Below are 18656 nucleotides of genomic sequence, written 5' to 3' on the forward strand. Positions count from 1 at the left end.
CGCGTTACCTTCCGAAGAAACCGATCATCAGCTGGGTGACCAGGAAGTCCGTAAGAATGATCAGCACGGAACTGACTACGACTGCCTGTGTGGTGGCGCGGCCCACACCACGCGTGCCGCCCGTGGTCGAAAGCCCGTAGTAGCAGCCGATCGTCGCGATGATGAAGCCCGAAAACAACGGCTTCACCAGGCCCTCGACGACGTCGCCATGCTGCAGCGACATATAGCCCGTGTGGAAAAACTCGCTCGCGCTCAATCGCAGCAGCGTCACGGCAACGACCGCTCCGCCGGCGATCCCGCAGGTATCGGCGATGATCGCCAGGAAGAACATCATGAACACGCTGGCGACCAGCCGCGGAGCAACCAGCTTGCGGATCGGGTCCGTCCCCAGAGCACGCATCGCGTCAATCTGCTCGGAGACCTTCATCGAGCCCAGCTCGCTGGCCATACCCGAAGAGTTGCGCCCGGAGACCATTAGACCGGTCAGCACCGGGCCGAGCTCCTTCACCATCGAGAGCGATACGAGTCGGCCCGTCATATTGACCGCGCCAAATTCCTTGAGCGAGACCGCAGCCTGCAGCGCCAGCACGCAGCCCGTGAAAAATCCCGTCAGGACGACGATCGGCATCGACCCCACGCCGATGAGATCCATCTGCGTGAAGATATCCGCGACGTAGCGCGGCTTCGAGAACAGGTTCGCCACCGCCCGCCAGGACAGCAGCGAGTAGTCCTGCACTGAGGTGACAATCCGCTTGGCGAAGACTTCTGGCGTGGCAAAGGGCATCGTGTGGTGTTGGCTCAGGCTATCAGATGCAGCTACCCCCATTCCAAGTCGCATTCCGTTGCGGATTCGCCTAAGCTGCGGAAAGAAGGTCCAGCGGGACCGGGGAGACACGATGCGCATCGCGATCCTGAGCGATATTCACGGCAATCTGACCGCGCTGGAGGCGGCCCTCGCTGACCTGCGCGAACAAGCGCCCGACCTTATCCTGAACGGCGGGGATGTCGCCGATGGTGGCTCCAGCCCCGCCGAAGTGGTGGATCGCCTTCGCGACCTCGGCTGCGCTGGCGTGAGGGGCAACGGTGACGAGATGCTGGTTCACCCAGCTGCGCTGGAGGAATTCGCCGCCAACTCCGCGGCTCCACCTGCGATGTGGGATGCCGTCCGCGCGAGGGCTGCAGCCACCCGGGAGCGCCTGGGCGAAGATCGCCTGGCATGGCTCGCCGAGCTTCCCTCCAGCCTGCTCTTGCTTGAGCTTGCGCTGGTCCACGCCACGCCCCGGAGCTGTTGGCACGCCGCTCCCGCGACCGCGAGCGACGCCGATCTCTCGGAGATCTATGCGCCCCTTGGTCGGAACGTCATAGCCTTCGGACATACCCATGTGCCCATGATCCGGAAGTTGTCAAACTCGGGAATCACACTCATCAACACCGGCAGCGTGGGCCTGCCGTTCGATGGCGATCCCCGCGCTTCCTACCTTCTGCTCACCAACGGAGAACCTGAGATTCGGCGCGTGCCCTACGATATCGAGGTCGAGTGCGCTGTTCTCCAGTCCAGCAGTCTCCCAGCAGCGTCGTGGACGGGTGCGATGCTCCGCGCCGCAGCGCCAAGAATGCCCTGATCTCCTGCCGATCCACCGCAGCCATCAGGGGTCGCGAAGCACGGCCAGGGAGTGAGAAAATGGAGTGATGTCTGAGACGTTGCCCATGACCATGCGCGCCGCCGTCCTCCGCGGCAGGGAAGACCTCCGTGTCGAGGAGGTAGCCGTGCCGAAGGCGGGCCCGGGCGAGCTCGTCCTACGCGTGGGCGCCGCATTGACCTGCGGCACCGATCTCAAGGTCTACCGCCGCGGCTATCACGCCAAAATGCTCACCGCGAATCGTCTCTTCGGGCACGAGCTTGCGGGGACAGTGGTCGAGGTCGGCGAAGGCGTTAAGCGCTTCGCCCTTGGCGATCGCGTACTGCCGCTGAACTCCGCCCCGTGCGATGCCTGCTTCTACTGCAGGAACGACCAGCAGAACCTCTGCGACGACCTGCTCTTCAACAACGGCGCTTACGCCGAGTACATCGCCATCCCAGCACGCATCGTCGAGAAAAATACCCACCGCATCCCCGACACGATGCCCTTCGAACACGCCGCGCTGACCGAACCGCTAGCCTGCGTAGTCCGCGGCCTCGAGCAATCGAACGCCCGCGCCGGACAGACGATGATCGTGCTCGGCGCTGGCCCCATCGGCCTGCTCTTCATTCACACCGCCGCCATCGAGGGCCTCAACGTTATCGCTATCGTCAAACGTCGCGACCAGCTCGAGACCGCCAAGCGTTTCGGCGCAAAGCACGTCGTGCGCCTCGCCGACGTCGAAGACCCCATCCAGGCTGCTCGGGCGCTTACCCCAGAAGGCCGCGGCGCCGATATCGTCATCGAAGCCGTCGCCACGCCTGAGGCCTGGGAGATGGCTCTTCGTCTCGCGCGCAAAGGCGGCCTGGTCAACCTATTCGGTGGCCCTCCCGCAGGCACCACCGCAGCCTTCGACACCAACCTCATCCACTACTCGGACCTGAACATCAAGGCCAGCTTCCATCACACTCCCGCCACGGCGCAGCGAGCCTTCGCTCTGCTCTCCTCGGGCCTCTTCGAGTGTGAGGCATTCCTCACCGGCACAGCCTCGCTCGAGGATGTCCCTGAGGTGTTCCATCGCATGCTCACGCGCCCACCCGAGGGCGCCGCACCAGAGATCAAGACCGTCATCCTGCCAGCGGGCGAGACCCGGACGGTCGTAAGCGACACTCACCTCGTTGGGGAGGCTGTATGAGCACCACAGCCATGCCCATCGGCTTCAGCGGTGACCTCGCCGAGGCTCCTGCGGAGTACCGCACTCCCTCGGTGCGTCCTTCGCTCGCCGAGGCGCAGGCATGGTGCCATCGCCTCGCAACCACCCACTACGAGAACTTCCATGTCGGCACATTCCTGCTGCCGAAGTACTTGCGTCCTCACTTCGACGCGCTGTACGCCTTCTGCCGTACCTCGGATGACCTTGGCGATGAGGTCGGCTCAACCGAACTCGCGACCCGCCTCCTCGCGGAGTGGCGCGCCATGCTGCATGAGTCCTACGCTACGCCGCAGCTCTCGCGGCATCCTGTCTTCGTCGCGCTGCAACCCACGATCCAGCAGTGCAGCCTGCCTATTGATCCCTTCGACGATCTCGTCACCGCCTTCGAGCGCGATCAGGTCTATCCAAAGCACGAGTCCCTCGCCACGCTCGAAGATTACTCGCGCTACTCTGCCAATCCCGTGGGTCGGCTCGTACTCCTCGTTAGCGGCTACAAGAGCGAGGAGCTGCTGGGCCTCTCGGACGAGATCTGCACCGGCCTGCAGCTCGCGAACTTCTACCAGGACATCGTCAGCGACTGGGTTGAGCGCGATCGCCGCTATCTGCCGGGTGATGTTATGCGCCGTTTCGGGGTCACTGATGCGCAGATCGCTGAGCGTCGTTTCGATCCGAACTTCCGGGCCATGATGAAGTTCCTCATCGTTGACGCGCGCGGCCGGCTCACTCGCGGCGAGCGCATCGCGAAGCTCGTTCGCCGCGACCTCGCAGCCACGCTCTCGCTCTTCGCTGCCGGCGGACACGCGATTCTCGATGCCATCGAAGCGCAGGACTACAACACGCTCGCCACGCGCCCTGTGGTCACGAAACTGGCCAAGTTCAGACTGCTGATTAGGGCCATCAGAGGCAAGCTCACAGCGACCCTCCTTCCCGGCGGCCCGGAGGCGGACGCATCGCGATGAGCCCTACGCAACATCCAGTGCGCTCACCCGAATTGCAGCGTGCCTACGACGAGTGCCGTGCCATCGCCAAGCGCGAGGCGCGCAACTTCTACTACGCCTTCCTTGTACTGCCGCAGCACAAGTCCGACGCCATGTGCGCCATCTACGCCTTCATGCGCAAGGCCGACGATCTCTCCGACGACGAATCGCTCTCGATCGAACAGCGCCGTGTCGCCATGTCTGAGTGGACCGAGGCACTGCGCCGCGCTCGCACAGAGCCCACCACCGATGCCATCTTCCTCGCTGTGAACGACACGCAGCAGAGATTCGGCATCCCCGACACGCTCCTCGATCAGCTGGTCGAAGGCACCACCATGGATCTGCGCGAGTCACTCCCCGGCATCGCCGACGTGCGCCTCTCCACGATGACTGACAGCGGCGCCACCACGCGCGATCTACAGGTATACGAGAGCTTCGACGCCCTCTATCACTACTGCTATCTCGTCGCGTCAGTCGTCGGCCTCGTCTGCATCCGCATCTTCGGCTATACCGACCCTCGCGCCGAACAGCTCGCAGAGAAGACCGGCGTCGCCTTCCAGCTCACCAACATCCTGCGAGATGTAAAGGAAGATTCCGAGCGTGGCCGTGTCTATCTTCCACTCGATGATATGCAGGACGCTGGCGTCCTGCTTGAGGACATCCTTCTCGCTACGTCAGGCGCGAATCCTACGTCGAACACCATGGGTCTTCTCGCCCGCGAGATCACCCGCGCGCAGGAATATTATCGCGCCTCCGACGAGCTCATTCCGCTGCTCGATGCCGACGCGCGCGAAGCCATGCGCGTCCTCGCGGCGATCTACCACCGCCTTCTCGAACGCATTGCGTCGGATCCCTCTGCGATCTTCCGCGAGCGCGTCTCCGTGCCTACGCTGCAAAAGCTTTCGATGCTGGGCCGCGGCATGCTCGCTGCGTTCTTCGCACGAGGGCGGGCATGAGCGAGAGCACATACGACGTAGTCATCGTGGGTGCAGGAGTCGCTGGTCTAGCCGCAGCCGAAGCTCTCTCGCGTGCCGGTGCTCATGTCGCCGTGTTGGATCGCCGCCCCTATGTAGGCGGCCGCGCCTACTCGTACGTACACCCCACGCTCGGTGAGGTCGTCGACTCACAGCACGTCCTCGTCGAGTGCTGCACCAACCTGGTTGATCTCGCTAAGCGCTCCGGTGCGGACCAGCACCTGCGTTGGTTCGACCGCATACCCTTCCTTGAGCCGGCACACAATGGAGTCCCTCCGCGTCTCAGCTATATCGGCTCCGGTGCCATGCCCGCACCCGCACATGCGTCGTGGAGTTTCCTCTCCGCGAAGATGTTGTCGCTGGGAGACAAGCTCGCCATCGCGCAATCGCTGCTGAAGTTCCTGCGCGGCTATCCGCAGACCGATGAGGAGCCATTCTCAGCATGGATCGGCCGAGAGAACCCCTCTGAGCGCGCCATACGCCACTTTTGGGAACCGCTCGTCGTGGCAACGCTGAACGACTCCTTTCAGCGCACCTCGACTCGCTATGCCGGGCAGGTCTTCCATGAGCTCTTCCTCAAGAGCTCCACGGGCAGCCGCCAGGGCGTATCCACGATTCCGCTTTCAGATTTCTACGGCTTCTTCGCGCGACTTTCCGAGCAGCAGGGAAGCGAGCTCCACCTTCGCGCCAGCGTTGACCGCATCGCTCAACTTCCCGATGCTTCCTGGCAGGTCACGACCGCGTCCGGAGAGAGCTTCACCGCACCAAACCTCGTGCTCGCGATTCCCTTCGAGCAGACTGCCAAGCTGCTGCGCACGCTACCCGACGCCGCACCGCAGCGTGAGCTCATCCTGCCTCACCTCGACCACTTCGTCTACGCACCGTACACGACGATTCACCTCTGGTACGACCGGCCCATCACCGAGCTGGATCAGGCAGCGATGCTCGACTCCAGCGTGGATTGGATGTTCAACAAGGCCAGCATCCGCAGCGGCGAGCCCAGCCACAGCAACGCCAGCGGCCACTATTACGAGCTCTCCATCGCTGCATCCTTCGCAGAGCTCAACCAGTCGCGCGAGGAGATTCTCGCAAGCACGTTGGCAGAGTTACCCCGCTTCTTCCCGGCGGTGCGGAACGCGAAGCTGCTCAAGGGTGGCGTGCTGAAGGAGGCCCGGGCGACCTTCTCAGTTCTCCCGAACCTTGATGCGCACCGCCCCTTGGCCGCGGATCCCGGCGGTGGCATGTTCCTCGCCGGCGACTGGACCCGAACCGGATGGCCCTCGACGATGGAAGGTGCCGCCCGCAGTGGCCGGCTCGCAGCGGAGGCGGTTGCCGCAGCCTGTGGTCAGCCACAAACGTTCCTTGCGCCGGAACTCCCACCCTCCGGACTGATGCGTTGGCTATTGCGTTAGTCTCCTCCCGACGCGATTCCCGCATGACACTTCGGTTACACAAATAGCCCGAAGTCTTCGCGACATTTCGCCTTGGAGTGGTTTGACCTCCTTTGACACTACCGTTCGGCACGCTCACGCGCATGTCCGCGTGGCCGACGGTGTGGAGGCCCCGCATCATGCCGCACATTCTGCTCGCCCAAGGACCTGTCCGGCGCAAGCTGCGCACCACCCTCCTTCTCGCCGCCGCCGTCGCAGCTGGAGTCCTCACCGGTTGCTCGAACTCCATCACCACCGGCGGCTCAAACAACGGCACCTCCACCATCCAGATAGTCGTGTCCGGTCCATCTGCGGTCCGCCTCGGGACGACCTCGCAATATACCGCCGCGGTTACAGGCAGTAGCAACAGCTCCGTCATCTGGCAGGTCAACGGTCTCACCGGGGGCAATGCGACGTCCGGCACCATCTCGACATCAGGCCTCTACACGCCGCCCACATCGCTCCCCTCCAGCACCAGCCTCACAGTCACGGCTGTCAGCCAGGCGAATGCCACAGCCTCGGGAACGGAGACGGTAGCCCTCGAGAACCCCACGCCTGGCATCAGCAGTGCTACAGCAACGCAAGTGGGGAGCACGCTGAGCTACGCCATCGATGTGCACGGAGTCGGCTTTGTCCAGGGATCAACTGTCAACGATGGCTCGACGACGCAGGCCACGACCTTTGTCTCAGCCACGGAACTGCAGGCGACCATAACGGTACCTTCTGGTACCACCAGCATCTCGCTGAGCGTTAGCGACCCCAATCCCGGGGCCAGCAACTCGTCCGCGATCACCGTCCCTATCACGTTCCTCGCGACGACGGCCACGGCTGCGGCGCGCCTGCTGGACCAGGCCACCTTTGGTCCCACAACTGCGGCGATTGCGCAGGTGCAGCAGGTTGGAATCTCAGCATGGATTCAGAGCCAGTTCAATCAGCCCACCACCACGCTCGCGCCTATTCCAACGAACCCTCTGCCCGCAGTGTGTCTCGCCGCGAACACGGCATACCCCTGTGCGGAAAGCGAATGGTGGCAGACCGTGATTACCGCCCCGGATCAGCTGCGCCAGCGTGTGGCCTTCGCGCTCTCCGAGATGTTCGTCATCTCCACGCAGACGGTGCCCGGGCAGACGATCCCGGCGTTTCACAACATGCTCGCCAACGATGCCTTCACCAACTTCGCGACCATCATGCACGACGTCTCGGTCTCACCGGGAATGGGCGCCTACCTGAACATGCTCAACAGTGCCAAGCCGGGTACTGGCCAGATCGCCAACGAGAACTATGCCCGAGAGAACATGCAGCTGTTCACCATCGGTCTCTATCTGCTCAATCAGGACGGCACCCAGCAGCTCGATGGCTCAGGTAATCCTGTTCCCGCATATACGCAGGCTCAGGTGCAGGCATTCGCGCGAGCCTACACAGGCTGGACCTACGGCAATGCAACGGCCACGGTAACCAAGTTCCCGAACTCCACGCAGGACTGGGTCGATCCCATGCAGCCCGTCGACAGCTCACATGACACGACCTCCAAGACGCTGCTGAACAGCATCGTGCTCCCGGGTGGTCAGACCGCGACGCAGGACCTCGCAGGTGCTCTGGGGAACCTGTTCAATCATCCCAACGCTGGACCGTTCGTTTGTAAGCAGCTCATCCAACACTTGGTCACCAGCACCCCCAGCCCCGCCTATGTCTCGCGCGTGGCCGCGGTCTTTGCCAACAACGGCAACGGTGTTCGAGGAGACATGCAGGCCGTCATCACTGCCATCCTTACGGATGAAGAGGCGCGGGCCGGCGATACCAACCCCGGCTTCGACGGTGGTCACTTCCGAGAGCCCACCCTCTTTCTCACCGCGATGATGCGCGCCTTCAACTTCACGAATACAAGCGATACCAGCGCCTGGAACTCGCTCTCGAGCTATTCGAATACCTTGGGCGAGACGCCCTATCGCTACAACTCAGTCTTTAGCTTCTTCCCGCCGAGCTATGTGATCCCCGGTACTACGATCAACGCCCCGGAGTTTGCCATCGAGAACACCGCGACAGCAACCCTGCAGGAATCGTTGGCGAACAACATCGTCAATAACAAGATCACGAGCTTCACGGTCGATCTTTCCAACACCAGTTCCTGGGGAACGCTCGCCGCGACTCCGGCGAACTTGGTCAATTCGCTCAACGCGCTGCTGATGCACTCCCAGATGTCCTCCGCGATGCAGACCACCATCGTCAATGCCATCACGCCGCTTACCTCGAACGCGCAGCGCGTCCGTATCGCCATCTACCTGATCATCACCAGTCCGCAGTACAAAATCATCCATTAGCACCAAGGGGCCCAATCAACATGCATGTCCGCCGTCGTGGATTCATCAAGTACGCCTCATTAGCCGCTGCCGGAAGCATCGCCGGCCTGCGCCCCTTCGGTGCGCTCAACGCGTTGGCTCAATCCACCGGCGACTACAAGGCGCTGGTGTGTGTCTTCCTCTTCGGCGGCAACGACGCCAACAACATGATCATCCCGTTCGACACCTCGGGGTACGCGAGCTACTCAACCATCCGCGCCAACCTTGCTCTCGCACAGAACACGCTGCTGCCGCTGACGCCTCTTCCCAATTTCGCTCTGCATCCGAGTCTTCCTGATGTGCAATCTCTCTTCAACTCCGGCAACGTGGCACTGGTCGCGAATGTCGGCACACTGGTGCAGCCGCTGACCCGCTCGCAGTACCTCGCTGCCGGAAGCACCGTGCCACAGAATCTCTTCTCCCATCCCGATCAGCAGGAGGAGTGGCAAAACGCCTCGCAGAACAGCTCCGCCTCCACGGGTTGGGCCGGACGCATCTCTGATGTTCTGACCGGGAGCTACAACGCTTCCGCCTCGCTGCCCATGATTACCTCCGTCGATGGGGACACGCTCTTCTGCAATGGCATCTCGACGACCCCGGTCTCGGTATCTCCCGGCAACCTCGGCAACGCCAGTTGCTCGGAGGGCTCAGCCTGCGCGGCACGCCTTTCCACCGCACAGGCACTGATCACGATGAACACCGGCGTCTCCCTCGTCACCCAGGACGAGGGTATCGCCTCCAACGCCTACAAATATTCGTCCATTCTGACGGCTGCCACGGCATCCGTGACTCCGCTGAAGACAACCTTCCCGGCCGGCAATCCGCTCGCCTCGCAATTGCAGCAGATCGCGCAGATCATCCAGGTGCGGGCGGCGATGGGCGTGCAACGGCAGATTTTCTTCGCGGGTGTCGGCAACTTCGACACCCATTCCAACCAGCTCGCGCTACAGGGGACTCTACTCTCCCAGATCAGCGCTGCATTCCATGCGTTCAATGCCGCGACGGTCGAGATGGGCGTGCAAAGCAACGTCACTACCTTCACCATGAGCGACTTCGCCCGAACCTTCCAACCCAACTCCAACACCGGTACCGACCACGCCTGGGGATCGCACCACATCGTGATGGGCGGAGCGGTGAAGGGTGGCAAGATGTACGGTACATGGCCTACCCTCGCGCTCGGCGGACCGGATGACTCGGGCTCCAATGGCCGCTGGGTCCCGTCCACGGCCAGCACGCAATACGCCGCCACACTCGCAGAATGGTTCGGAGTGCCGCAGTCCGCTCTCGCAACAGTCTTCCCGAACATCTCGAACTTCCAGACAACAAACCTGGGCTTCGTCTAGACCGAAAACTCTGCAAAGCTAACGCGACAGCAGGAAAACTCCGAGCGCTACAAACGCTGTCGCCAGCCAGCGCCGCTTGTCCACGCGTTCTCGCAGAAAGAACTTTGCTGCCACGGCGTTGCCAATGTATGTGAGCGCTGCGATCGCCGGCCCAGCCAGGGACAGGTTTGCCAGGCTCAACGCCGCCAGCATCGTGAAGAAGTTCAGCGCCATGCACAGCGCGCCGGCTACGAAGCGAACATTCGTCAGCACAGCGAGGATCGTGCCGCCAAGCCCCTTCACTGCGCGGATGTCGTCAAGATCGCCCAGCTGCTGCATACCGGCTGCGATCATCACCTCGCCCACCACTGCCAGCGCGGCCACAATCAGGATCGCGGTCCACGCCTGCACGGAACCGGAAGGCGCAAGCTGCACAAGAAGAGGCCTCATCGACCCGCCCCCGCATCCATCTGGTCAAGCTCAGGATGCTCGGTCCGCGAAGGCCCACCGGCGACGAACCCCACTGCACACACAATGAGCGCAATCCCTGCCCAGCGCGACCACGAGAGCTGTTCATGCAGCCAGTACTTGCCCATCAGCGCAATCACAACATAGCCGAATGCCGTCGCCGGCATCACGAACGTAAGGTCAGCCCAGCTCAGCGCCGTCGTATAGCTCGCAAAGAAACCGATCAGCAGCACGATACCTGCATCGACGTAGGGGTTGAACAACGCATGCCACAGCAGGCCGAGATGATGCAGATCGACCGGACCCACCTGCGCCATACCGCGCGCAAGTAGGGAATCCCCCACGGAGGCCGTGAGCATGATGGCAATCAGGATGGCGTATTGAGAAGGTTTTAGAGCGTGCTTCATTCCTTGTACTAGGTTAGATGAACCCAACCGCGAGTGGTCGCGCCGGAAAGAGAAAGGCGGCCATTGCTGGCCGCCTTTTTGATTGCAATCCACGCGAGAGCTTACGCGTTCATGCTCACCGATTCCTGCTGCTTGAGTGCCTTCTCTTCCGCCTTCGCGCGCGCATCGCGGTTACGCTTGGCGCGGAGCTTCATAAAGCTCTTCGCTTCGGTGTAGAGACGCGGCACATCACGATTGACGATCGCCTTCCAGACCACGCGGAACGCTGCCTTGGGGCGGAAGTAGTACTCGTCGTAGAAGCGGTGCACCTGCTCCATTACGTACTCGGTCGGAAGCCCCGGGTACTCGATGTGCGCCATCTGGTGGCCGCCGCCGTCCTGCATGTTCTCGTTGGTGATGAAGCCACCCTTCTTCGCGAAGTCGTAAAACTCCGTGCCGGGGTAGGCATGCGCCACGGAGACCTGAATGGTCTCGCAGTCCAGGCTCTTGGCGAAGTCGATGGTGTTGCGGATCGACTCCTTGGTCTCGCCCGGAAGACCGAGAATAAAGTCAGCGTGGATGACCAGACCCAGGTCATGGCAGTCCTTGACGAACTGACGTGCCTTCTCGACCGTGGCGCCCTTCTTGATGTTCTTCAGGATCTGCGGGTCACCCGATTCGAAGCCCACAATCAGCAGGCGGCAGCCCGCATCCTTCATGGCCTTCAGGGTGTCGCGCTCGGTGGTCACGCGGCTCGTGCAGCTCCACGTGATGTTCAGCGGCTTCAGCTTCTCGCACAGCTCGATCGTGCGAGCGCGCTGGATGTTGAAGGTGTCGTCATCGAAGAAGAACTCCTTCACATGCGGGAAGTTCTCCTTCGCCCACTTCAACTCGGCCGCGACGTCATCGGTGGAGCGCTTGCGCCACGCATGACCCGAAAGCGTCTGCGGCCACAGGCAGAACGTGCACTGTGCCGGGCAGCCGCGCGTCGAGTACAGCGAGATGTACGGGTGCAGCAGGAACGGCACGTTGTAGCGCGTCACGTCCATATCGCGCTTATAGATCTTGGTCGCCCAGGGCATCGCGTCCAGGTCCTCGACCTGAGGACGGTCGGGGTTGTGCTGGATGACGCCATTGGCATCCTTGTAGCTGATGCCGAGGATCTCGTTTAGCGGTTTTCCGTTCGCGTATTCCACCACGGAGAAGTCGAACTCGCGGCGGCAAACGAAGTCGATGACCTCGCACTCATTCAGCGCACGGTCCGGATCGGTGGTTACCGGAGGTCCGACGAAGCAGATCTTGATTGTCGGGTTCGCGGTCTTGATCGCGCGCGCCAGGCCATGATCGCCCGTCCAGCCCACCGTCGAGGTGAACAGCACCAGGAACTCAAAGTCCTTGGCGATCTGGATCGTCTCTTCAGCCGAAACGTGGTGCGGGGGAGCGTCCAGTAGCTTGGACCCCTCCAGCATGCCCGCGGGGTAGGCAAGCCACACCGGGTACCAGTAGGACTCGATCTCGCGGGTAGCGGGCCAGCGGGAGCTGGCGCCGCCGTCGAAGTTCTCAAAGGACGGAGGGTTCAGGAGCAGGGTTTTCAGCGGCATATCAATCTCCGATTTTAGCACTTGGCAGCCGTCCGGGCCGTTCACTGTCTACCTCGGTCAGCATCCGTTTTGGTGCGCAAAACATGTCGACGTTCGAATTGGGATATTCAGGATTACGGCTGGTGCGGAACTGTAGCCGCCTGAATCCCGGCGCCTAACGCGGCGCTCCCCTGGAGCCAGTTGTCCAGCTGCCGGGTCTGGCGCATGAGGTTAACCTTGGACTGGTCCAGCGATCCCTTAGCCGAAAGATAGTCCAGCCGCCGCTGCTGCAGGTCGATCCGCGCCGTCTGCTCGTCCTTGGGATTGAGCAGGGGAGCCTGCGGGTTGCTGGTATCGGGTGGGCTGTTGAGCTGGATCAATGTCGCCTTCAGCTGCTCCTCCGCCAGTTCCTGCGAGTCCTCTGAGACCTGGGCGGATGCCTCGAGCTCCGTGAGAGAGTGCTGCAGCTTGGCGCGGCCTTCGAGAAACTGGTTGCGCTGGTCCTCCGCCTGGAATCGCGCACTGGCAGCGTCCGCGGCGGCCTCACGCGCTCGGGCCTCATGGCCGCGATCGTAGAGTGGGATCGTAATCTCGATTCCTACCGACGCCGCATTGTCCGAGTGCGGTTTCTTGAACTCCGGATAGTAGTCGGCGTAGCTGGTGTGCGTGGTGCTGATGCGGCTATAGTTCGCTCCAAAGCCGACCTGCGGCCGGAACCGATAGCGCGAGTCGCCGAAGGCCTTCTCCTGCTTCGAGAGCGCGTTGGCAAACGCTGAGCGCACACCGTAACTGTCAGGCTGAGTATTGAGCGGGCCCGCGAGCTGCTGCACATTGGGCATCGTAGGAATTGAGTCCGCAACTGTGACCAGCTTGTTCCCAGGCATGCCCATCAGCCGTCCCAGATGGTCGACCTGCGCCGCAATATCGTCTTCGATCTGCAGTTCGGCGAAGCGCGTTTGGTCAAGCTTCAGGCGAGCCTTCAGCAACTCCACCCGAGCGTCCTGCCCTGCGTCCAGACGCTGCTGCACGATGATGACGAGCCGCCCCGACGCGGCATGTTCGTCCCGCAGGGCCTCTGCCTTCTGCTCGTCATTGTGCAGCGTGAGGTACGTCACCACAACATCCTCGATAATCCTCTCTCGCGTCTCCTGCAGCGAGAGCCGCGCTGACTCCAGAGCTGCCGCCGCAGCGCGTACATAGTCCTTCTGCGAGAAATTAAACAGCAGTGACGAACTGGAAAGCTGGAACACGGTTGGAACACTCAGCGGCACGCCAGTCGAAGTTCCATAGCCTCCCTTGGCTGCCACCGTCGGCACATACGCGTCGTGGGCTTCCTGGAATGCGGCCTGCGCGCGATTTACATCGGCCTGCGCTGACAGTACCTTGGGCTCATTGCGAAGGGCAAGGTCGACAGCAGAGCTCAGCGAGATCTGCGCGCGCGACTGCGCGGCAGCGCACATGATCGCCATTCCCACCATCGCCCATCGCGCTGCCAACTGCATCCGTCCGTTCATCCTTCGTCCCAGGGCTCGTTTCAATCTACAGCCCCTGCATAGCTTTTTGGGCCGGCTCATAGTTGGACGCCAGCGCGAGCGCCTTTGTGATTTCGATCTTAGCGCCCTCGCGGTCGCCATCCTTCTTCAGCATCAGCGCCAGGCACGTGTGCACATGGAACGCCGGGGCGGAGTCACTCTTCGCCGAACCTGCGAGATACTGCCGCAGCCAGCGCTCCGGACGATCCAGCCCCCAATGGTTTTCCTGCAGCAATGTCGCTGCATCAACCGTCGGCGGACCGTGTCGCGCATCCAGCGACACCGCCTGCTCCAGGGCACTCACTGCCTGCTTGCCGTCGCTGCGGCGAAAGTAATACGCCCCAAGATCTACCCACGCTTCCGGACGATTGGCCACTGTGGTGGCGGCGCGGAACTCGCGCTCTGCGGCCGCGTAGTCGTGCTGCTTCTCCGCGATCATGGCCCGGATGCGATGTCCCGCCTCAGGAAGAGGGCCGCTCATCTTGTCCGCAAGATCCGACGCGAGATCCAGCCCGCCACCAACCATCGACGGCGCTCCCACGTAGAACTCGCCAAGATCGTTCGCCGCCGCGGCACTGTGCGGGTCGGCCTGATACGCCGCCTCGAAGGCCGTCTTCACCTTGCGAGCCAGCTTCATCGCAGCGAAGGGACCCGAGTTGCGGGCCTTCAGACCGTAGGCTCGTCCCATCCACATTTGCGCCTGGGTGTCGCCCCGCAGCGTCTTCACCGCCGCCTCGCACGCCTGCACTGCGAGGTCTGCAAGCTCCTCGGAGTAGTACGCGCGGCAGAGCAAAAGCTGCGCTTGACCGTCCTGCGCCGGGACGCTCCCAAGCAGGCGCACCATGTCATCCACGCGTCCTTCCATCAAGGCCCGTTCCGCAACACCGCGGTCCGCACCCCAGGCACTCATTCCACAAGCCAGCACCAAAGCCGCGACGAAGCTGGAAGCGACGAATGCCCGCCACGCACGAAACACGCGCAGGGGAGGGAAGGGACGCTCGACTTGGTGACTGACCCGGCTGGACAAGGGAATACTCAACGCTGGACGTTCACCGGCAGACCGTCGGACAATTCGGCCTCGGTGGTGGAACGCAGCACAACAACGTCGCCCTCATGCAGACCACTGACGATCTCGAACTGCGCGAGGTTGACCATGCCGACAGTGATAGGTGTGCGCACCAGCTTGCCACCGGCAACACGGAAGACAAAGTCATTGGTGCCCTGGGTGTGCAGCGCCTCCCGCGGAAGGGAGAGCACATTGTGGCGCTGCTTCGTCGTCACATGGACCGTGACGTTGGTGTTCGGGAGCAGGTCCCCGTTCGCGTCATCGACCGTGATAATGCTCTCCCCGACGTTGCGAGTGCCATAGATCGTAACGGTGGTAGGCGCTTTCAGCACGTGTCCGTGCCACAACCGGCCGGGTTTGGCAGCCCATTCGATCGTGACCGGCTGACCCGCTGCGAGATCGCCGATTTGAGGCTCGTCGAAGTACGCCCGCACCTGGAGCTTGTTCAACTCCGCCAGGTTCAGCAGCAGGGCCCCGGTTTGGACGTAGTCGTATTGATTCACAGCTACCGCATAGACCGTCCCGGAAATTGGTGACCGGATGTCCGATGCTGCGTAATCGCTCTCGGCGGCGCTGAGCGCGCTGCTGGCCTGGGTCACGAGTGCACGCTGAGACGAGACGTCCCCATTGGAGTAACGGCCGGTCTGGCGCGAAAGCAACTGATCGAGGTGCGCACGGTCGGCGTTCAGCTTGTCCTGAGCCTGCTGAACTTCGTTGGGAGATGCCGCACCGGAGGCCAGAAGCTGCTTGCGAGTCGCGACCGTCTGCTCGTCCTGCGACACCGCAGTACGAGCAGAGGCAATTTCCGCCTTCTCGCTCAGGACTTCATCCTGCGTGCCGCCCTGTTGCAGGTTGTGCAGTCCCTGCTGTGCCGCAGTGAGGCTCGCCTGGGCCGTCGCAATCCGGCTCGCCGCATCAGACGTATCCATCTCCACCAGGTTCTGACCTACGTGAACGAAGTCGCCAATCTTAACGAACAGCTTCTTGATCTGGCCTGGGACGCTGGCGTGTGCCTGGAAATCGACCGTTGGCTGGACGATGCCGTTACTGGTCACGATGCTCGTGATGTCACGGCGTGAAGCCACCACTGTATCGACCGTGACGCTGGGACGCGAGGCGTGCCAGGTGAGGTAAGCCACCAGACCCACGACCGCGATCCCAGCGGCAATCCACATCCAAGAGCGGTTTGGAACTGGTTCTTTGGAAGCCATATCTACAACGCGCAGTATATAAGACGCTTCGACATGCGCCTCGATCCGAAGAATTACGAGGCCAGTCAAAAGGCACTTCGGGTGCTCTGAACGTTACGACCGCCGCGCTCCGGCGATCTCCATCTCCCAGCCCGCGAACTCAGGCTTCCAGTTCCGCCGCAGCCGATACAGCAGGTCCATGCGGTCTCCCTGCTGCCAATCCTCTGCCGTGGCAAGCTCCGCCCAGTTGGAGCGCCGAGTCCACGCCACTCCGGAAAACGATGCACCGGTCTTGGGATCCTCGACACGCAGCCGAAGATGCTTCTGCGCGATCACTCGAGGCGGCGCAGTCAACCGAACTCCCGCGCTCCTCCACAGCGGCTCTTCATTCCCATTTCCAAAGGGAGCGAGTCGCTCCAGCGCGGTGAGGAACCCCGGCGTAATCTCAGCGAGCCCAAGGTCGGCGTCGTACTCGAGGATCTCCGCGGCCGACGGGTCGGATGCATGTAGAGCAGCGTAGGCCTGCATCCCTTCACGCAGCCTCTCAACCCGCTGCGACCCCAGGCTGAAGCCGACCGCATGAGCATGTCCCCCAAAGCGCGCAAACAAGCCGCCGTCTGCCTCTCCATGGATCGCCGTCAGCGCATCGAGCAGATGAAACCCTGCGATGGATCGGCCCGATCCATACGCTAGCCCATCCGCCTCGTGCGCCAGCACCAGCGCCGGCCGCCCCGTGCGATCGACCACCCGCGATGCCAGGATGCCAATCACCCCGCGATGCCACCGCGCCGCCTCATTCGGTCCATCCTGCGCCACCCAGCCATCGTCCAGGACCAGGCAGCCCGGCCATTCGCCGGCAGCCTCCAGCAGCCCATCAAGATGCTCATCGATCGCCCGCAGCGCCTCCGCCTCGCTGGCCCGGCGGTCATCGTTCAGCCTGTGCAGCTTCGCCGCCAGGGTCCGTGCCAGCTCCGGATCGCGCGTCAGAAACATCTCCACTACTTCCGTAGCCGCATCCATCCGTCCCGCGGCATTGATCCGAGGAGCCAGCCGGAAACCCACATCCATCGCGCTGATCGGCCGCTCGACACCCGCCCCAAACTCAATCTCTGCCAACTCCATCAACGCCCGCAGCCCCAGCTGGTTCGGCTGCTTCAGTTCCCGCAGTCCCAGCGCAGCGATGACGCGGTTCTCTCCAGTAAGCGGCACTGCATCCGCAATCGTCGCGATCGCCAGCAACTTCAGGAATGAAGGAATCACCTTCTCCCGCAGCTTCGCCCGCTCTGCATCGTCCTTTGCCACCGACTCCAGCAACGCCTGCGCCAGCTTGAACGAGACCGCCGCCCCACACAATTCCTTGTACGGGTACGGACATCCCGGCTGATTGGGATTGACCACCGCGAGCGCATCGGGAAGCCCACCGATCTCGTCCGGTAGATGATGATCCGTCACGATGAGGTCCAACCCCACCCGTCGCGCCTCTTCAGCAGCCGCAAAGCCTCGAATGCCCGTGTCCACGCTGATCACCAGCCGCACACCCTCAGCCGCAGCCTCGGCGATCCGCGAGCCCTGCATCCCATAGCCTTCGCGGATGCGGTGGGGGATGTGAAACCGCACATCGGCACGCTGGCCCAAGCTCGCTGCCACCCGCTCGGCAGCCGTCTTCAGCAGAACCGTCGCAATGGTGCCGTCCACGTCATAGTCGCCGTAGATCAGGATCGGCTCGCCGGCTGCCAGAGCCGAGCGCAGGCGCACCACCGCCTTATCCATCCCCAGCATCAGCGCAGGGTCATGCAATGCATCAAGTGTTGGATGTAGGAAGAGCCGTGCCGCGCTGATTTCAGAGATGCCCCGGCCTGCAAGGATGCGCGCCAGAGGCTCCGGGATCGGCAGCTCCGCAGCGAGCATCCGACTCGCCTCTGACTCGAGGGCGCGCGCCCGCCACTCAGCGTCGATCACGCGGCCGTCCTTACTCGTCGTCGTGGTCGTCGACGATGATGCTGCCTAGTTCCTGCACGCTCTCCATCAACTCCTGGAAGAGGTCGTACCATTCTGTCGCCGTCTCGTAGAGGAAGATCACGCCGCCGTGGCTGAAGCCCAGTTGCAGGTAGCCGATCTTGCCCACGTGCTGTAGCAGCTCGCGCGCTTCCTCGAACTCCACTGCCTCACCATCAGGAAAGGCCTGGTCCTTGAGCTGAGCCAACAGGGTCGAAACGTCCTCCGGCTCGAGCAGCACCTCGCTCATCGTCACGAAGGGAACAGCGGCGGCTTTGGCGTCTTCGACAAAGTCCTTCCAACTGTCCACATCATCTTCTTCAAAGATGACGGTGGGCACATCTTCCGGGACGTACGCTTTCATGCGGCGGAGCCCGTGGCCGGCGATGAACGCGACCATGTCGTCGCGCAAGGTCGAAAGATCATCGAACTTCATATCCCTTCCATTCTCGCAGATCCCAACCCCCTTCCGCACTGGATTTCCCTTCGGGACAGCGGTTTGCCCGGTCACGTGGCCATCGCATCCCGCTGCCCGGAAGCGGTAACGGGTGCCACGTTTGGAAGCTTG

16 protein-coding genes are annotated in these 18656 nt (G+C 62.5%); 7 read left to right on the forward strand and 9 right to left on the reverse strand.

Annotation, left to right across the window (positions count from 1 at the left end; all coding sequences use genetic code 11):
• Window positions 1-4: 4 nt before the first annotated feature.
• A complete protein-coding gene (locus AC5E6W_RS11280) occupies window positions 5-784 on the reverse strand; it encodes an MlaE family ABC transporter permease (RefSeq protein WP_491752391.1) in 780 nt (259 codons plus the stop codon).
• Window positions 785-896: 112 nt separating this feature from the next.
• Here AC5E6W_RS11280 and AC5E6W_RS11285 point away from each other — a divergent pair, with 112 nt between their 5' ends.
• From AC5E6W_RS11285 to AC5E6W_RS11315, 7 genes are all read left to right on the forward strand, one after another.
• A complete protein-coding gene (locus AC5E6W_RS11285) occupies window positions 897-1622 on the forward strand; it encodes a metallophosphoesterase family protein (RefSeq protein WP_491752392.1) in 726 nt (241 codons plus the stop codon).
• 67 nt (window positions 1623-1689) lie between these two features.
• Window positions 1690-2814, forward strand: a complete 1125-nt coding sequence (locus AC5E6W_RS11290; protein WP_491752393.1) for an alcohol dehydrogenase catalytic domain-containing protein — start codon at window positions 1690-1692, stop codon at window positions 2812-2814.
• Window positions 2811-3791, forward strand: coding sequence for a squalene synthase HpnC (gene hpnC, locus AC5E6W_RS11295; RefSeq protein ID WP_491752394.1), 981 nt, complete (start codon window positions 2811-2813; stop codon window positions 3789-3791). The genes AC5E6W_RS11290 and hpnC overlap by 4 nt, the downstream gene beginning before the upstream one ends.
• Complete coding sequence (locus AC5E6W_RS11300; protein WP_491752395.1) at window positions 3788-4765, forward strand: phytoene/squalene synthase family protein; 978 nt, start codon at window positions 3788-3790, stop codon at window positions 4763-4765. The genes hpnC and AC5E6W_RS11300 overlap by 4 nt, the downstream gene beginning before the upstream one ends.
• The gene (gene hpnE, locus AC5E6W_RS11305; protein WP_491752396.1) at window positions 4762-6195 is read left to right on the forward strand and encodes a hydroxysqualene dehydroxylase HpnE; all 1434 of its coding nucleotides are present in this window, start codon (window positions 4762-4764) and stop codon (window positions 6193-6195) included. The genes AC5E6W_RS11300 and hpnE overlap by 4 nt, the downstream gene beginning before the upstream one ends.
• 158 nt (window positions 6196-6353) lie before the next feature.
• The gene (locus AC5E6W_RS11310) at window positions 6354-8531 is read left to right on the forward strand and encodes a DUF1800 family protein (RefSeq protein WP_491752397.1); all 2178 of its coding nucleotides are present in this window, start codon (window positions 6354-6356) and stop codon (window positions 8529-8531) included.
• Between the two features lie 20 nt (window positions 8532-8551).
• The gene (locus tag AC5E6W_RS11315) at window positions 8552-9892 is read left to right on the forward strand and encodes a DUF1501 domain-containing protein (protein ID WP_491752398.1); all 1341 of its coding nucleotides are present in this window, start codon (window positions 8552-8554) and stop codon (window positions 9890-9892) included.
• Window positions 9893-9910: 18 nt separating this feature from the next.
• On the opposite strand, the gene AC5E6W_RS11320 is transcribed toward AC5E6W_RS11315, so the two are convergent.
• The 8 genes from AC5E6W_RS11320 to AC5E6W_RS11355 form a co-directional block, all read right to left on the reverse strand.
• Window positions 9911-10321, reverse strand: a complete 411-nt coding sequence (locus AC5E6W_RS11320) for an EamA family transporter (protein ID WP_491752399.1) — start codon at window positions 10319-10321, stop codon at window positions 9911-9913.
• Complete coding sequence (locus tag AC5E6W_RS11325) at window positions 10318-10746, reverse strand: EamA family transporter (protein WP_491752400.1); 429 nt, start codon at window positions 10744-10746, stop codon at window positions 10318-10320. The genes AC5E6W_RS11320 and AC5E6W_RS11325 overlap by 4 nt, the downstream gene beginning before the upstream one ends.
• A 101-nt stretch (window positions 10747-10847) precedes the next feature.
• Complete coding sequence (hpnJ, locus tag AC5E6W_RS11330) at window positions 10848-12326, reverse strand: hopanoid biosynthesis associated radical SAM protein HpnJ (protein ID WP_491752401.1); 1479 nt, start codon at window positions 12324-12326, stop codon at window positions 10848-10850.
• 113 nt (window positions 12327-12439) lie between these two features.
• Window positions 12440-13807: a TolC family protein gene (locus AC5E6W_RS11335; protein ID WP_491752402.1), complete on the reverse strand. Its 1368-nt coding sequence runs from the start codon at window positions 13805-13807 to the stop codon at window positions 12440-12442.
• A 37-nt stretch (window positions 13808-13844) separates the two neighbouring features.
• Complete coding sequence (locus AC5E6W_RS11340) at window positions 13845-14702, reverse strand: tetratricopeptide repeat protein (RefSeq protein WP_491752498.1); 858 nt, start codon at window positions 14700-14702, stop codon at window positions 13845-13847.
• A 170-nt stretch (window positions 14703-14872) separates the two neighbouring features.
• The gene (locus AC5E6W_RS11345; RefSeq protein WP_491752403.1) at window positions 14873-16051 is read right to left on the reverse strand and encodes an efflux RND transporter periplasmic adaptor subunit; all 1179 of its coding nucleotides are present in this window, start codon (window positions 16049-16051) and stop codon (window positions 14873-14875) included.
• Between the two features lie 156 nt (window positions 16052-16207).
• Complete coding sequence (gene recJ, locus AC5E6W_RS11350) at window positions 16208-18052, reverse strand: single-stranded-DNA-specific exonuclease RecJ (RefSeq protein WP_491752404.1); 1845 nt, start codon at window positions 18050-18052, stop codon at window positions 16208-16210.
• 10 nt (window positions 18053-18062) lie between these two features.
• Window positions 18063-18524 carry a hypothetical protein gene (locus tag AC5E6W_RS11355; protein WP_491752405.1) on the reverse strand — a complete coding sequence of 154 codons (462 nt, stop codon included), beginning with the start codon at window positions 18522-18524 and terminating at the stop codon, window positions 18063-18065.
• Between the last annotated feature and the right edge of the window lie 132 nt (window positions 18525-18656).

This window comes from Bryocella sp. (genome assembly GCF_058498515.1).

Excerpts from the sequence above, each read along its gene's own strand:
- AC5E6W_RS11280 (WP_491752391.1), bottom strand. The coding sequence starts at position 784 with ATGCCCTTTGCCACGCCAGAAGTCTTCGCCAAGCGGATTGTCACCTCA.
- AC5E6W_RS11285 (WP_491752392.1), top strand. The coding sequence starts at position 897 with ATGCGCATCGCGATCCTGAGCGATATTCACGGCAATCTGACCGCGCTG.
- AC5E6W_RS11290 (WP_491752393.1), top strand. The coding sequence starts at position 1,690 with ATGTCTGAGACGTTGCCCATGACCATGCGCGCCGCCGTCCTCCGCGGC.
- hpnC (WP_491752394.1), top strand. The coding sequence starts at position 2,811 with ATGAGCACCACAGCCATGCCCATCGGCTTCAGCGGTGACCTCGCCGAG.
- AC5E6W_RS11300 (WP_491752395.1), top strand. The coding sequence starts at position 3,788 with ATGAGCCCTACGCAACATCCAGTGCGCTCACCCGAATTGCAGCGTGCC.
- hpnE (WP_491752396.1), top strand. The coding sequence starts at position 4,762 with ATGAGCGAGAGCACATACGACGTAGTCATCGTGGGTGCAGGAGTCGCT.
- AC5E6W_RS11310 (WP_491752397.1), top strand. The coding sequence starts at position 6,354 with ATGCCGCACATTCTGCTCGCCCAAGGACCTGTCCGGCGCAAGCTGCGC.
- AC5E6W_RS11315 (WP_491752398.1), top strand. The coding sequence starts at position 8,552 with ATGCATGTCCGCCGTCGTGGATTCATCAAGTACGCCTCATTAGCCGCT.
- AC5E6W_RS11320 (WP_491752399.1), bottom strand. The coding sequence starts at position 10,321 with ATGAGGCCTCTTCTTGTGCAGCTTGCGCCTTCCGGTTCCGTGCAGGCG.
- AC5E6W_RS11325 (WP_491752400.1), bottom strand. The coding sequence starts at position 10,746 with ATGAAGCACGCTCTAAAACCTTCTCAATACGCCATCCTGATTGCCATC.
- hpnJ (WP_491752401.1), bottom strand. The coding sequence starts at position 12,326 with ATGCCGCTGAAAACCCTGCTCCTGAACCCTCCGTCCTTTGAGAACTTC.
- AC5E6W_RS11335 (WP_491752402.1), bottom strand. The coding sequence starts at position 13,807 with ATGCAGTTGGCAGCGCGATGGGCGATGGTGGGAATGGCGATCATGTGC.
- AC5E6W_RS11340 (WP_491752498.1), bottom strand. The coding sequence starts at position 14,702 with ATGGAAGGACGCGTGGATGACATGGTGCGCCTGCTTGGGAGCGTCCCG.
- AC5E6W_RS11355 (WP_491752405.1), bottom strand. The coding sequence starts at position 18,524 with ATGAAGTTCGATGATCTTTCGACCTTGCGCGACGACATGGTCGCGTTC.